Origin of the sequence: Falsiroseomonas selenitidurans, assembly GCF_012103215.1 — a bacterium.
Classification (GTDB): Bacteria; Pseudomonadota; Alphaproteobacteria; order Acetobacterales; family Acetobacteraceae; genus Falsiroseomonas; species Falsiroseomonas selenitidurans.
Genome location: NZ_JAAVNE010000034.1, coordinates 42,373 through 56,558 on the forward strand (window position 1 = coordinate 42,373; position 14,186 = coordinate 56,558).

Here is a 14,186-nt window from a genome sequence, read left to right on the forward strand (position 1 = left end):
AATCTGCGTTCAGGCGAACGCAGCGTGCTCCAGCCAGCCTTGCCAGGGGCGGCGATCCAGGGTCTAAGCCGCCCCCCTCCCCGGCCCAAGGCACACCCATGCAGCCCGTGATCGGCATCGATTTCGGCACCACCAACAGCGTGGTGACCGCCCTGCTGCCGGACGGCACCACGCGCGTACTGCGGCAGGGGACGGAGGAGGTCTTCCGCTCCGTCCTGTGCTTCTGGAACGGCGCCGATGGCCGCACCCGCCACGCCGCCGGGCCGGCCGCCATCGAGGCCTATCTGGACGATCCGTTGGAAGCCCGGCTGATCATGTCCATGAAGAGCTACCTGGCGCAGCGCAGCTTCGTGGAAACCCGCATCCTGGGCCAGGGCTTCGGGCTGGAACCGCTGATCGGCGTGTTCCTGCGCGCGCTCCTCGCCCCCTTCCGGGAGGAACTGGCGGGGGCGCAGGTGGTGGTGGGGCGGCCGGTGCGCTTCGTCGGCGAGTCGGCCGACGATGCGCTGGGCGAGCAGCGGCTGCGCCGCGCCTTCGCCCTGGCCGGGGTGGAACAGGTGCAGGTGGCGCTGGAACCCGCCGCCGCGGGCCACCGCTTCGCCGCCGGACTCACCGCGCCGGCCAACGTGCTGGTGGCGGATTTCGGCGGCGGCACCAGCGACTTTTCCCTGCTGCGCTTCGAGCCGCCGCGCCGCGTCACCGCACTGGGCCAGGCCGGCGTCGGCATCGCCGGCGATGCCTTCGACTTCCGCATCATCGACCGCGTCATCTCCCCCCTGCTGGGCAAGGGCGGCAGCTACCGGGTGACGGGGACGGACCTGCCGATTCCGCCCGCCTGGTATGGCAGCTTCGCCCGCTGGCACCTGCTGTCCCTCATGCGCGCCCCGAAGACGCTGCGCGACATCGAGGCGGTGGCCCGCACCGCAGCCCGCCCGGAACAGCTGCACCACCTGATCCGGCTGGTGAAGGACGAGGCCGGCTACGCGCTGTACCGCGCCGTCTCCACCGCCAAGGCCGACCTTTCCCGTGCCGAGGACGCCGTGCTGCGCTTCCGGCACGGCGATTTCGACGTGGCGGCACCGATCGCCCGCGCCGAATTCGAAAGCTGGATCGCCCCGGAACTGGCGCAGATCGCCCGCGCCGTGCAGGCAGCGCTGGACGATGCCGGGCTGCAGGCGGCGCAGGTGGACCGGGTGTTCCTGACCGGCGGCACCTCCCTGGTGCCGGCGGTGCGGCGCCTGTTCACGGACCGCTTCGGCGCGGAGCGGGTGCTGGCGGGCGGCGAATTCGTCTCGGTGGCGGAAGGCCTGGCGCTGATGGGCCGCGCCGCCGCTTGACCCGCCCGGGGGTCCCGGACAGCCTCCGCGGCCGGGAGGATCCGCCATGACCGACGCCTTGACCCTGCAGGGGTATTTCCGTTCCTCCGCCGCCTGGCGGGTGCGCATCGCGCTGAACCTCAAGGGGCTGGCGCATGAGCACGGCTTTCGCCACCTGCGCCGCGGCGAGCAAGCCATGCCCGACTACCTGGCGAAGAACCCGCAGGGCCTGGTGCCGGTGCTGGAAGTGCCGGGCCAGGGCGTGCTGGCGCAGTCGCTGGCGATCCTGGAATGGCTGGAGGAGACGCAGCCGGGCGCGAAGCTGCTGCCGGCCGATCCCTGGGGCCGCGCCCGCGTCCGCGCCCTGGCCGGCATCATCGCCTGCGACATCCACCCGATCCAGAACCTGCGCGTGCTGCAATACCTGAAACGGGCGATGGGCCAGGAGCAGGCGGCGATCGACGCCTTCGCGCGGCACTGGATCACGCGGGGCCTCACGGCCTTCGAGACGCGGCTGGCGGAGGCGGAGGCCGGGGCCTTCTGCCATGGCGACGCGCCCGGCCTGGCGGATGCCTGCCTGGTGCCGCAACTGGGCAATGCGCGGCGCTTCGGCGCGGATCTCGCGCCGTTTCCCCGCATCCTCCGCGTGGAGGCCGCCTGCGCCGCCCTGCCCGCCTTCGCCAAGGCGGCGCCGGAGGCGCAGCCGGATGCGGAATGACACGCGCAGGCCATAATGCGCCCTTGTTCCCATCAACTTCCTGGCGAACCATGGCGCCGCCTTCGGGAGAGAACGCCATGCGCCGCCTGCTGCTCGCCGCCTTCGCTGCTGCCTGCCTCTCGCCCTCCGGCGCGCAGGCGCAGGGGCGACAGGATTTCACCATGATCAACCGCACCGGCTACCAGATCGATCAGATCTATGTCGGCCCGTCCTCCAGCCCCAATTGGGGCCGCGACCTGCTGGGCCAGAATGTCCTGGTCAATGGCCGCAGCTTCAACGTGACCTTCCCGGGCCGATCCTCGGAATGCCTGTGGGACATCAAGCTGGTCTACAATGATGGCGACCAGTCCGAGCTGCGCCAGGCCAATCTCTGCCGCATCAGCCGCATCACGCTGTTCTGGGACCGCCAGCGCAACGACACCCGCTTCGTCGCGGAGTAGCGCAAAACGCCGCCCCCCGGCGATGGGGGGCGGCCGGTTCAACGCCCCTTGGCTTGCCGCCAGGCGGCGAAGAGCTCCAGGTTGGCCTCATCCGTCGGTGGATAGAGGCCGAGGATCGAATGGCCGGCGGCCACACGCTCCTGCACGAAATCCTCGAAGGCGGTCATCTCCACGGCCTCGTCAGCCAGCTCCGCCGCCAGATGCGCCGGCAGCACGATGACGCCGTCATTGTCGCCCACCAGCACGTCGCCGGGGAATACCGGCGCATCGCCGCAGCCGATCGGGACGTTCATCTCGATCGGCTGGTGCAGCGTCAGATTGGTCGGGGCGGAAGGCCGGGCATGGAAGGCGGGGATGGCCATGCGGGCGATGTCCTCCGCATCGCGGAAGCCGCCATCGGTGACCACGCCGGCCACGCCGCGCACCATCAGCCGCGTCACCAGGATGCCGCCGGCGGAGGCCGCGCGCGGGTCCTTGCGACTGTCGACGACGAAGATGTGCCCGGGCGGGCAATCCTCCACGCCCTTGCGCTGCGGATGCGCGCGGTCGCGGAAGGCGGAAAGCGGGTTCAGATCCTCCCGCGCCGGAATCGTGCGCAGCGTGAAGGCCTCGCCCACCATGCTTTCGCCCAGCTTGCGCAGCGGCAGCACGCCCTGGATCATCTGGCAGCGGAAGCCGCGCTTGTAGAGCGCGGTGGCCAGCGTGGCGGTGGAAACGCGCTTCAGCGCAGCGCGGGTGCTCTCCTGCAGGGCCATCGTCTCAGCAGCGCCAGTCGTTGCGGTCGCCGGCGATCAGCCGCAGGCTGGCTTCCCAGGCCAGCAGCATGTGCGGGCTGTCCGGCTTCGGGTTGCTGTTGAACTGGGCGGCGGTGCGCAGCCGCACCGCCTCCGGCGGCAGTACCAGCTTGGCGCCACCGGCCAGCGCCGCGACCTGCGCCTGGCAGGCGCGTTCCAGGTAGTAGATCAGGTTCCAGGCTTCCGGGATGGTGCGGCCGGCCACCAGCAGCCCGTGGTTGCGCAGGATCATCGCCGGATGCGCGCCGAGGTCCGCCACCAGCCGGTCGCGCTCATCGAGGTCGAGGGCGATGCCCTCATAGCCGTGATAGGCCAGGTGGCCGTAGAATTTCAGCGCGTGCTGGCTGATCGGCAGCAGCCCGTGTTCCTGGGCGGAGACGGCGATGCCGGCGGCGGTGTGGGTGTGGATCACGCATTGCGCATCCTCCCGCGCCGCATGGATGGCGGAATGGATGACGAAGCCGGCCTTGTTCATGGGCGCATCCTCGCCCAGCACATTGCCGTCCAGGTCGATCTTCACCAGGTCGCTGGCGCGCATCTCATGGAACATCACGCCGTAGCGGTTGATGAGGAAATGGTGTTCCGGCCCCGGGATGCGGGCGCTGATATGGGTGTAGATCAGGTCCGTCATCTTGTGGTGCGCCACCAGCCGGTACAGCGCCGCCAGGTCGCAGCGCAGCGTCCATTCGGCCTCGTCCATGCCGGCGGGAATCGGGGATCGGGCGTTGATGTCCATGGGGTCCTCGGGGCGGTTCAGGCGACAGTATTGGCCAGGATACCGAGGCCGGAAACCTCGAAGGACAGCGCATCGCCGGATGTGAGGAAGCGCGGCGGCTTCTGGGTGGCACCGGTGCCCTCCGGCGAGCCGGTCGCGATGACATCGCCGGGCAGCAGCGGGGTGATGGTGGAGAGATAGGCGATGATCGCCTCCACCCCGAAGAACATCGCGCCCGCCTTGCTGTCCTGCACGGTGCGGCCGTTCAGCCTTGTCTGCAGGCGCAGCTCGCGCCAATCCGCGACCTCCTCGGCGGTGGTGACGTAGGGGCCGCAGCTGCCGGACTGCCAAAAATTCTTGCCGGCGGTAACGCTGTGCGCCTGCCAGTCGCGCACCGAGCCGTCGTTCAGGATGGTGTAGCCGCCGACATGGCCCAGCGCGTCGGCTTCCGCGATGCGGTGGCCGCCGCGGCCGATGACGGCGGCGAGCTCGCATTCATAGTCGAACTGCACGGAAACGCCGGGCGGGCGCAGCGCCGCGCCATGCGGCACCAGGGCCGCCTGGTGCTTGATGAAGTAGGAGATGTTGGCCGGCCCCTTCACCTCCCCGCCCAGCGGGTGCGGCTTGGGGTAGTTCAGGCCGATGCAGAACAGCCGCGCTTGGGGTAGCGGCGCCAGCACCGTAACGGCGGCCAGGGGCCAGCGCCCGGCCTCGGCCGGCATGCTGCCGTCCAGCAGCGTGGCGAGGTCCGGGCTGCCGGCGAAGCCCACCACCGCCGCCCCGTCCAGCCTGCCGGTATGCGTCGCGCCATCCACGGCAAAGCGCAGCAGCTTCATGGTCTGTCCCCCTGCCCGGTCAGCGCTGCGCCGGCACCTCGGGCATGGCGGCCAGCAGGGTCTGGGCATAAAGGCTTTGCGGCGCGTCGAACACCTGCCCACACGCACAGGTCGGGTCGCGCGGCGTGGCCAGGCGCCTGTGCCACGCCACCCAGAGCAATATGTGCTCAGCTGGAATCATCTGAACGCAGCGTGCTCTGGCCCTTCACCAGCACGAAGCCGGTGAAGGCGCCGCGGCGATCGAAGCCGGGGCCCAGGGGGAAGCGGTGATGCGGGGCTGTCCGTCACCCGGCGCGGGGCCGCACGGCATGGGTGGCGTCGCCCACCAGGGCGGCGATCTCCGCCGCCCCGTCCAGCAGCGCGGCGAGGAGGGAGCGGCGTTCCGCCGCATCGGTGGTGGCTGCGGGGTAGGCGATGCAGAGGCTCACGGCCTGGCCGTCGCGCGGATCGACGATGGCCACCGCCACCGCGCCAATGCCGCGACTGGCCTCGTCGTTGGCGGTGGCATAGGCGCGCCGCCGGACCTCCTCCAGCCGCCGCAGCAGATCCGCCATGTCCTGCGGCGCGCTGGGCGAGGGTGGGGCGAAGCCCGCGGCATACAGCGCGCGCACCTCGGCCTCCGGTAGCCGCGCCAGCAGGCTGCGGCCGGTGGCGCTGGCGAAGGCGGCCAGAAGCGTGCCGATGGAGCTCGCCACGCGCAGCGCCTTGGTCCCGGGATGGTCCGTGATCGCCGTCACCTCCCGCCCCTCGCGCAGGGCGATGTGGCCGGTATGGCCGCAATCGGCCACGATGCGCGCCAGCATGGCATCCGCCCGCGCGATGAGCGAGGAGGCGCGCAGATACACCCGCGCCGCATCCACCAGCAGCAGGCCGGGGCGGTAGCGCTTGCTGGCGCCCACATTCTCCAGCAGCCCCGCATCGCGCATCGCGCGCAGCAGGCGGGAGGCATTGCTCTTCGGCATGCCGAGCCGCGTGACGAGCTCCGTCACCGTCAGGTCGGTGCAATCCGCGCCGTAGCAGCGCAGCACCTGGGCAGCGGCGTCGAGGAGACTCATGCGGCGCTGGACGGTTTCACGAAACGGAACGTTGGTTGCAACGGTTGCAACCCCATTCAGCGATCCTGCGGCGCGGCAAGCGCGCCGCAGGATCGCCGCTTCAGACCACCGCGGTCATTCCGCCATCGACATACAACAGGTGCCCATTGACGAAGTCCGAGGCGCGGGAGGAGAGGAACACCGCCGCCCCCACCAGCTCCTCCACATTGCCCCAACGGCCGGCGGGCACGCGCTGGCACAGCCATTCGGTGAAGGCCGGGTCATCCACCAGCGGCTTCGTCAGGTCGGTCGCGAAGTAGCCCGGCGCCACCGCATTCACCTGTATGCCGCCCTTGGCCCATTCAGCGCAGAGCGTCCGCGTCATCATGCGCACCGCGCCCTTGCTGGTGGCGTAGGGGGAGATGGTGGCGCGGCCGAGTTCGGACTGCACGCTGGCGATGTTGACGATCTTGCCATGGCCGCGCGCCAGCATCCGCCTGGCGCAGGCCTGGGCCATGAAGAACACCGCTTCCACATTCGTGGACATCACCTCCCGGAACGTCTCGGGCGTCACGTTCACGGCGGGGAAGCGGCGGTTGATGCCGGCGTTGTTCACCAGCACCTCGATCGGGCCGAGCCGGGTCTCGATCTCCCCCACCGCGGCGTCGATGGCGTGCGGGTCCGTCACGTCGAAGCCGGCTTCCGTCACGTCCAGCCCCTCCGCGGCCAGGGTGCGGGTGGCTTCGGCCAGCACGCTGGGATCGCGGCCGTTCAGCACCACGCTGGCCCCTGCCTGGCCCAGTCCGCGGGCGAGGGCGAAGCCGATGCCGCGGCTGGAGCCGGTGATCAGCACCCGGCGCCCCTTCAGGTCGAACAGCCCTTGCGTCATTCCTGTCTCCTGCCCTTCATTCGGGGCGAAGGTGCGGGGAAATCGGATGTCGGACAAGCCGGGGCTGCTGGTGGTGGGCGAACTGCCCGAGTGGGATCTTGCCGCCCTGGCGGCGCGCTTCACGCTGCATCTCTACTGGCGGGCGCCGGACCGCGCGGCGATGCTCGAAGCGGGCCGGGACAGCATCGTCGCCATCTCCACCAAGGGCGAGATTGGCGCCGACGCCGCGCTGATGGATGCGCTGCCCAACACCCGGATCATTGCCTGCTACGGGGTCGGGGTGGATGCCATCGACCTGGAGGCGGCGCGCGCCCGCGGCATCCGCGTGACCAACACGCCGGACGTTCTGACGGAGGAGGTGGCCGACATGGCCATCATGCTGATGCTGGCGGCGGCGCGGAACCTGCGCCTGGGCGAGGCCTGGGTGCGCGACGGCTCCTGGGCGGCGAAAGGGCCGATGCCACTGACAACGCGGGTCTGGGGCAAGCGCATGGGCATCGTCGGGCTGGGGCGGATCGGCAAGGCCATCGCCCGGCGGGCGGAGGCCTTCGGCATGTCCATCGCCTATTCCGGCCGCCGCCCGCAGCCCGGCCTGGCCTATGCCCACTACCCCACGCCGGCCGCCCTGGCGCCGCATGTGGACGTGTTCTGCGTCTCCGCCGCCGGCGGCGCGGCGACACGCGGCCTGGTGGATGCCGCGGCGATCGCGGCGCTCAACCCCGGCGTCGTCTTCGTCAACGTCTCCCGCGGCACGGTGGTGGACGAGACGGCGCTGCTGGCGGCGCTGCGCAGCGGGCAGATCGGGGCGGCGGGGCTCGATGTCTTCCTGAACGAGCCGGACATCGACCCCGAATTCCTCGCCCTGCCGCATGTCGTGCTGCAGCCGCACGCGGCCAGCGGCACGGTCGACACCCGCAAGGATATGGGACGGCTGATGCTGGCCAATCTGGAGGCGCAGCTGGACGGGCGGCCGCTGCCGACCGCCATCGTCTGACGCGCCAGCCGGCGCGCCGCCAAGCCTGCGCCGAGGCGGTGATCGGCCCCGATCACCGCGATCTGGCCTCAAGGCATGTCCAAGCCGTGCGGCTTCGCGAGGCGGTTCGGAAGATGCGTTGGCACACTAGGCTGAAGCCGTTTCACCGTCGTCGCTTTCGGTGAAGCGGTTCTAGCCTTCGAGCGTCGCCTCCAGCGTGATCTCGGCGTTCAGCACCTTGGAGACGGGGCAGTTCGCCTTGGCGGTGGCGGCCAGTTCCTGGAACGTCGCCTCCTCGCAGCCCGGCACCTTGGCCTTCAGCGTCAGCGCCACGCGGACGATCCGGAAGCCGCCCTCCACCTGCTCCATGGACAGCTTCGCCGCCGTGTCCATCCGCTCTGCCGTCAGCCCGGCGCCGGCCAGCTGGAAGGCCAACGCCATGGTGAAGCAGCCGGCATGGGCGGCGGCGATCAGCTCCTCCGGATTGGTGCCGCGGCCATCGCCGAAGCGGGCGTTGAAGCCATAGGGCGCCTCCTTCAGCACGCCGGACTGGGTGGACACATGGCCGGTCCCGTCCTTGCCGCCGCCTTCCCAATGGGCGGAACCGCTGCGGGTGATGCTCGCCATCGGTACTCTCCTTCTGTTGGCGCTGCGGGAGATGGGGGGCGCCCGCCGGCTTTGCCATGACATTCCCGCGCGACCCCCGCGCCACCGCTGCCCGCCTGTGGCGCGATGCCGCCTCCCCCTTGCCGCCTCCCCCCGCCGCCTGTAGGCGAGGAAAAAGTCCCGCCTGGAGAAATGCCCATGCCCGTCGGCTTCCGCATCCTGCCCCGCACCCGCGCGGTCGCGCCCGCCCTCATCGAGCGCTTCCGGAAGCTGCCGGTGGCCAATGTCTCCGACAGCATGTCCCGCCTCTTCGCCGCCGGGCCGCGGCTGCGGCCGATGCATGCCGGCGCCGTCATGGCCGGCCCCGCCTTCACCGTGCGCACCCGCCCGGGCGACAACCTGATGGTGCACAAGGCGATCGACATCGCCGAGCCGGGCGACATCGTGGTGGTGGATGCCGGCGGCGACCTGACGAACGCCATCATCGGGGAGCTGATGCTGGCGCAGATGGTGCGGCGCAAGCTGGGCGGCATCGTCATCAACGGCGCCATCCGCGACAGCGGCGCGCTGGCGAAGCAGGATTTCCCGGTCTTCGCCGCCGGCATCACCCATCGCGGCCCCTACAAGGACGGCCCGGGCGAGATCAACGTCGCCATCGGGTTCGAGGGCCTGGTGATCGAGCCGGGCGACATGATCCTGGGCGACGAGGATGGCTTCGTCTCGATTCCCTTCGCCGACGCCGAGACGGTGTGCGCCGCCACCGAGGCCAAGCACGCGGCGGAGACCAGGCAGATGGCGGAGATTGAGGCCGGCACCATCGACCGCGCCTGGGTGGACGCCACCCTGCGCAAGCTGGGCTGCGAGGGCGTCTGAGCCCGCGCCGGAGGCGCCGCCTGCCATGACCCCCGCGGCGGTGCAGGTGCCGGTGCCCGGCCCTGCGGCGCCGCGCGGCCTGTGCACGGATTGCGGGGTCTCCCGCATGGCGGACTCCAAGGCCTGCGGCCGGGCCTGCCAGTTCATCAAGCCCGATTATGCGCGGCTGGAAGCCCAGGTGCATGGCCGGGCCCGCGATCCCTCCCGGCCGGACGAGCTGCATTTCGGCCCCTTCCAGCGCATGCTCCGCGCGCGCCTGGCACCGCCCCGCCCGGGCGCGCAATGGACCGGGATCGCCACCCGCCTGGCGGAACGGCTGCTGGAAAGCGGGGCGGTGGATGCCGTGCTGTGCATGGCGGCCGACCCGGCGGATCGCTGGCGACCGGTGCCGGTGCTGGTCACGAAGCCCGAAGGCATGGCGCAATGCCGCGGCATGCGCATGGGCTACGCGCCGCTGTTGGCGCTGCTGGAGCCCGCCCGCGCGGCAGGCCACCGGCGCCTCGCCCTGATCGGCATCCCCTGCCAGGTCTATGCGCTGCGGGCGCTGGAGGCGGAGCTGGGGTTCGAATCGATCCACGTCATCGGGACGCCCTGTTCCGACAACACCAGCACCGAGAATTTCCACAAATTCCTGGCCCTGCTTTCGGCACGGCCGGAGGACATCACCTATCTGGAATTCCGCGCCGACTACCATGTGGAGCTGCGCTTCGCGGATGGCGGCGTCAGGGAGGTCCCCTTCCTGCAACTGCCGATCAGCCAGTTGCCGGGCGATTTCTTTCCGCTGACCTGCCGCACCTGCGTCGACTACACCAATGTCCTGGCGGACATCACCGTGGGCTACATGGCCGGCGAGGGCGAGCAATGGCTGCTGGTGCGCAATGCCCGTGGCGCCGCGCTGCTGGACCTGCTGGGCGCGGAGGTGATCACCGCCACGCCGGGCAGCGCCGGCCGGCGCGCGGGCGCGGTGAAGGGCTTCCTGGCCAATACCGAACGCGCCGCCGGCGGCCTGCCGCTCCGCCGGATGCCCGGCTTCCTGCGCGGATTGGTCGGCTGGCTGATGCCGCGCATCGGCCCGCGTGGCCTGGAATTCGCCCGCGCCAGGGTGGAGATGAAGGCGGTGGAGACCGTGCTGCACCTGCGCCGGGCCGTGCCGGCGCGGCTGAAGAACATGGTGCCGCCGCATGTCTGGGCGCTGGTCGCGCCCTATGGCGTGACGCCGCGCGACGACGAGACGGGCTGACCCGACCGCGGGCGCCTGCTCAGGCCACGGGCGGCGGCATTTGCGGGCCGGGCGGGCTGATGCTCGGCACTTCCGGGAACTGGCCCGGGTAGGGCAGGTCCGGGCCGGGGTTGGGATTCTCGGGCGGGGCCGCCGGCGGTGGGCCGGGCATGGTGTCCGGCGGCGTCGGTGGCATTTCCCGCTCCGGCGTCGGCGGGTTCACCGGCGGCAGGCCAGGCAATTCGGGCGGCGGGTCCGAAGCGGTGATGCGATCCATGCAGGCTCAACGCCGCCGGGGCGGCGGCGTTGCATCAGCGGTTTCACCATCCCATGTCGTAGGCGATCATATATCACGAAGTACCATCGTGTTGGATGGCACCCCGGCCGAAGGAAAGCCCTGCCCATGCGTCGCCGCCTGCATCTCGGGGCCTTCATGCGCCCGGTCAGCATCCACACCGGCGCCTGGCGCTACCCCGGCGCCTGGGCCGACGCCAATTTCAATTTCGGGCGGCTGACATACCTGATCCGCAAGCTGGAGGCGGGCAAGTTCGACGCCTTCTTCATGGCCGACCACCTGGCGCTGCTGAACATGCCGATCGAGGCGCTGCGGCGCAGCCACACCGTCACCAGCTTCGATCCGCTGACCCTGCTGCCGGCGCTGGCCGCGGTGACGGAGCGCATCGGGCTGATCGCGACCGCCAGCACCACCTACAACGACCCCTACCATATCGCCCGCAAATTCGCCTCGCTCGACCACATCTCGGGCGGCCGTGCCGGATGGAATCTGGTCACCACGGCAAATCCCGATGCGGCGCAGAATTTCGGGCAGGATGCCCATCGGGCGCATGGTGAGCGCTATGTCCGCGCGCGGGAATTCTTCGACGTGGTCACCGGCCTATGGGACAGCTTCGCCGACGATGCCTTCATCCGCGACCAGGCGAGCGGCATCTTCTGGGACCCGGCGCGGATGCATGTGCTGGACCACAGGGGGCCGGAACTGGCGGTGCGCGGCCCGCTGAACGTGGCGCGGCCCGTGCAGGGGTGGCCGGTGATCGTGCAGGCCGGTGCCTCCGAAGCCGGCCGGCAGATTGCCGCCGAGACGGCGGAGATGGTGTTCGCCGCCGGCGGCACGCTGGCCGAGGCACAGGGCTTCTATGCCGATGTGAAGGGCCGCGCGGCCCGCTACGGGCGCGATCCGGACCAGATCAAGATCCTGCCCGGGGCGCTGGTGGTGGTGGGTGACACGCTGGCCGCCGCCCGCGCCGCCCGCGACCACCTGGACAGCCTGGTGCATTGGGACAGCGCCATCGGCTCGCTTTCCATCGCGCTGGGCGTCGACGCCCGCGGCTTCGACCCGGACGGACCGCTGCCCGAGATACCCGAAACCGAAGCCAGCAAATCCGGCCGCGAGCGTGCCATCGGCCTGGCGCGGCGAGAGGGGCTGACGGTTCGGCAATTGGCGCAGCGCCTGGGCGGCTATGGCGGGCTGGCCCTGGTCGGCACGGCCGCCTCGATTGCGGACGAGATGGAGGCTTGGCTGGAAGGGCGCGGCTGCGACGGCTTCAACGTGATGTTCCCGCATGTGCCGGCGGGGCTGGACGATTTCGTGGACAAGGTGGTGCCGGAACTGCAGCGGCGCGGCCTGTTCCGCACCGCGTATGAGGGCGTGACGCTGCGCGAGCATCTGGGGCTGAAGCGCCCGCCGAACCGCTTCTTCGCCGCAGCCAGCGCGGCCTGATCAGCCAGGGCTCGGGCCGGCTTGCCGGTTGCCTGGGCGGCGTTCGGGTGGTGGCGGGACGATCCGGTGCGGCCAAAGGCGGCGATGCGCGGGGTGGTGATCGGGGATCTGCACACCCTCCGTGACCCGCGGGCGATGCGCGAGGCCGGCTTCCGCGATCGGAGCATCGGCCGGCCCTGACGCCGGCCAGGCGGCAAGAGCCATGCCGGCAGCTGGAACATCCGGATCATCACCGGCCGGCGCCGACCTGACTGGTCCGGCGCCAGCTCGCTGTCACGCCCCGCCCTGGATCGCTCAGATTCCCGCCCGGACCGTGGTCCTTGGCGCGCCGGGGGCGAAACGCTCGAGGCTGAAGGGGGCGGGGTCGACGATGCAGGGGCCGTCGGTGGCGAGGTCGGCCGCCAATCGGCCGGCGCCAGGGCCGATGCCGAAGCCATGGCCACTGAAGCCGGCCGCCACCACCAGGCCGGGCAGTGCCGCCACTTTGGCGATCACCGGCACCGCATCCGGCGTCGAATCGATCCAGCCCGCCCAGATCCTGGCTGCCTGGATGCCGGCCAGTTCCGGATAGGCGGCGACGATCTCGCGCAGGGATGGCGCGATGATCGACATCTTCGGCCGGGGATGCAGCACGCGCATGCGTTCGAACACCGTCGGCGCATCGAAGGACCAGCGCCCATGCCACGCATCGGGGCCCTCGAAGAAGGAACGGCCGAGGCGCAATTCCAGCAGCTTCCAATTGGCGCGCAGGCTCGGCAGGAAATGGCGGGCGTGGCGCAGGCCAGCGGGGGTCAGTTCCAGGCGTCCACGCGCCCTGGCCGCGACAAGGTATCCGCCGTCCAGCAGTGGTGTGAGGATGAAGTCAGGCGTCAGCAGCGGCCCGGGGCTGACCTGCCTGGCCGGCGTTGTCGCGAAGACGGTGGAGTGGATGGAGGATTGCGGCATCTCGATGCCGTGCCGGCGCAGGAACATCGAGGCCCAGGCGCCGCCGGCCAGCACCACGGAGTGGCAGCGGATGCGCCCCTTCTCGGTGAATACCCCGGCGATACGCCCACCCTGGGTGTCCAACCCGCGCACCGCGCAATTCTGATGCAGGGAGACGCCGAGCGCGCGCGCCGCGCGGGCCAGCGCTGGCGCCGCCATGGCCGGCTCCGCCCGGCCATCGAAGGGCGAGACGACGCCGCCGACCCAATTCTGCTCATTACCCGGCGTCCGCCGCTTCGCCTCCGCCGCATCGATCACCTGCGCCCGCACCTGGTAGGGCTGCGCCCTGTCCAGCCAGTCCTGCCAGGTTGCGAGTTGCGCAGGATCCTTGGTGACGTAGGTGAGGCCGGCGCGCCGGAAGCCCATGTCCGCACCGATTTCCGCCGGCAGCCGGTCCCACAGTTCCATGCTGTGCTGCATCAGCGGGATCTCGCGCTCGTCCCGGTTCAGCACGCGGCACCAGCCCCAGTTGCGGCTTGACTGCTCCCCCGCAACGATACCCTTTTCCAGCAGCGCCACCGAATGGCCCGCCTTCGCCGCGGCATAGGCCGCGGCCACGCCGATGATTCCCGCGCCGATGACGATGACATCCACCGCCTGCGGAAGCGCCGTGTCGCTGTCGACCTTGTCGAGGAGTCGCGTGCCGACCATCAGGCGCTGCAGCCGGATGGCGGCCGGCGCAGCGTTGCGAGACGCGGGCCCGGCGCGATGGGGCCCCGGCACATGGGAGGAAGCTGCATGACAACCCTCATCCCCATACCGCCGGATTCTGTCCAGATGCGGCGGGGCTGCAGGGGCGCATGGCGACGAATTTTATGCCGTGAGAATGGCGCGGCGGAGGATGTGCTGCGGCGCCCGCGGACGCGCTATGCGCGGTCGCTTGTTGCTGCCATGCCGCGTCGCCTGCCGGATCTTGCGGATCGGGCGTTGGTGTCGTGTTGTGGCGTGGCGTAGGGCGCGGTTGGTTGCCGCGTGGCGTTTGGCCTGCGGTGGTTTGTGCTGGGTGTGTTTGTGATGGGGATGCGGGGACAGGATTTGAACCTGTGACCTT

General features: G+C 70.7%; 16 protein-coding genes. 7 read left to right on the plus strand and 9 right to left on the minus strand.

The genetic code is table 11. The features are described 5' to 3' along the window. Positions 1 to 98: 98 nt before the first annotated feature. From HEQ75_RS18775 to HEQ75_RS18785, 3 genes are all read left to right on the plus strand, one after another. A complete protein-coding gene (locus tag HEQ75_RS18775) occupies positions 99 to 1,337 on the plus strand; it encodes an Hsp70 family protein (protein ID WP_168033549.1) in 1,239 nt (412 codons plus the stop codon). A gap of 46 nt (positions 1,338 to 1,383) precedes the next feature. Beyond that, positions 1,384 to 2,034 (plus strand): maleylacetoacetate isomerase, encoded by a 651-nt coding sequence (gene maiA / locus HEQ75_RS18780; RefSeq protein WP_235961939.1) that lies wholly within the window; start codon positions 1,384 to 1,386, stop codon positions 2,032 to 2,034. A gap of 77 nt (positions 2,035 to 2,111) precedes the next feature. Next, entirely contained in the window at positions 2,112 to 2,474 is a 363-nt protein-coding gene (locus HEQ75_RS18785; RefSeq protein ID WP_168033551.1) for a hypothetical protein, read from the plus strand. Positions 2,475 to 2,512: 38 nt separating this feature from the next. Here the strand turns inward: HEQ75_RS18785 and HEQ75_RS18790 are convergent, their stop codons facing one another. From HEQ75_RS18790 to HEQ75_RS18810, 6 genes are all read right to left on the minus strand, one after another. Then, the gene (locus HEQ75_RS18790) at positions 2,513 to 3,229 is read right to left on the minus strand and encodes a ribonuclease activity regulator RraA (RefSeq protein ID WP_168033553.1); all 717 of its coding nucleotides are present in this window, start codon (positions 3,227 to 3,229) and stop codon (positions 2,513 to 2,515) included. A 4-nt stretch (positions 3,230 to 3,233) separates the two neighbouring features. Beyond that, the gene (locus HEQ75_RS18795; protein ID WP_168033555.1) at positions 3,234 to 4,004 is read right to left on the minus strand and encodes a class II aldolase/adducin family protein; all 771 of its coding nucleotides are present in this window, start codon (positions 4,002 to 4,004) and stop codon (positions 3,234 to 3,236) included. A gap of 17 nt (positions 4,005 to 4,021) precedes the next feature. Next, a complete protein-coding gene (locus HEQ75_RS18800; RefSeq protein ID WP_168033557.1) occupies positions 4,022 to 4,819 on the minus strand; it encodes a fumarylacetoacetate hydrolase family protein in 798 nt (265 codons plus the stop codon). Positions 4,820 to 4,838: 19 nt separating this feature from the next. Next, a complete protein-coding gene (locus HEQ75_RS28825; protein WP_268887777.1) occupies positions 4,839 to 4,970 on the minus strand; it encodes a hypothetical protein in 132 nt (43 codons plus the stop codon). Between the two features lie 133 nt (positions 4,971 to 5,103). Next, the gene (locus tag HEQ75_RS18805; RefSeq protein ID WP_168033559.1) at positions 5,104 to 5,874 is read right to left on the minus strand and encodes an IclR family transcriptional regulator; all 771 of its coding nucleotides are present in this window, start codon (positions 5,872 to 5,874) and stop codon (positions 5,104 to 5,106) included. A gap of 100 nt (positions 5,875 to 5,974) precedes the next feature. Next, a complete protein-coding gene (locus HEQ75_RS18810) occupies positions 5,975 to 6,742 on the minus strand; it encodes an SDR family oxidoreductase (protein ID WP_168033561.1) in 768 nt (255 codons plus the stop codon). A gap of 46 nt (positions 6,743 to 6,788) precedes the next feature. Here HEQ75_RS18810 and HEQ75_RS18815 point away from each other — a divergent pair, with 46 nt between their 5' ends. Continuing rightward, positions 6,789 to 7,736 (plus strand): 2-hydroxyacid dehydrogenase, encoded by a 948-nt coding sequence (locus tag HEQ75_RS18815; protein WP_168033563.1) that lies wholly within the window; start codon positions 6,789 to 6,791, stop codon positions 7,734 to 7,736. A gap of 171 nt (positions 7,737 to 7,907) precedes the next feature. On the opposite strand, the gene HEQ75_RS18820 is transcribed toward HEQ75_RS18815, so the two are convergent. Next, complete coding sequence (locus HEQ75_RS18820; protein WP_168033565.1) at positions 7,908 to 8,342, minus strand: OsmC family protein; 435 nt, start codon at positions 8,340 to 8,342, stop codon at positions 7,908 to 7,910. Between the two features lie 177 nt (positions 8,343 to 8,519). On the opposite strand from HEQ75_RS18820, the gene HEQ75_RS18825 reads away from it, so the two are divergent. Together HEQ75_RS18825 and HEQ75_RS18830 are read left to right on the plus strand one after the other, a co-directional pair. Beyond that, a complete protein-coding gene (locus tag HEQ75_RS18825) occupies positions 8,520 to 9,194 on the plus strand; it encodes an RraA family protein (RefSeq protein ID WP_168033567.1) in 675 nt (224 codons plus the stop codon). Positions 9,195 to 9,219: 25 nt separating this feature from the next. Next, on the plus strand, positions 9,220 to 10,434 hold the full coding sequence (locus HEQ75_RS18830; RefSeq protein WP_168033569.1) for a Coenzyme F420 hydrogenase/dehydrogenase, beta subunit C-terminal domain: 1,215 nt from the start codon (positions 9,220 to 9,222) through the stop codon (positions 10,432 to 10,434). Between the two features lie 19 nt (positions 10,435 to 10,453). Here the strand turns inward: HEQ75_RS18830 and HEQ75_RS18835 are convergent, their stop codons facing one another. Continuing rightward, complete coding sequence (locus HEQ75_RS18835) at positions 10,454 to 10,690, minus strand: hypothetical protein (RefSeq protein WP_168033571.1); 237 nt, start codon at positions 10,688 to 10,690, stop codon at positions 10,454 to 10,456. Positions 10,691 to 10,816: 126 nt separating this feature from the next. Here HEQ75_RS18835 and HEQ75_RS18840 point away from each other — a divergent pair, with 126 nt between their 5' ends. Beyond that, complete coding sequence (locus HEQ75_RS18840; RefSeq protein ID WP_168033573.1) at positions 10,817 to 12,151, plus strand: LLM class flavin-dependent oxidoreductase; 1,335 nt, start codon at positions 10,817 to 10,819, stop codon at positions 12,149 to 12,151. 294 nt (positions 12,152 to 12,445) lie between these two features. Here HEQ75_RS18840 and HEQ75_RS18845 read toward each other — a convergent pair whose 3' ends face one another. Then, on the minus strand, positions 12,446 to 13,786 hold the full coding sequence (locus HEQ75_RS18845; protein WP_168033575.1) for an NAD(P)/FAD-dependent oxidoreductase: 1,341 nt from the start codon (positions 13,784 to 13,786) through the stop codon (positions 12,446 to 12,448). Positions 13,787 to 14,186: the final 400 nt, after the last annotated feature.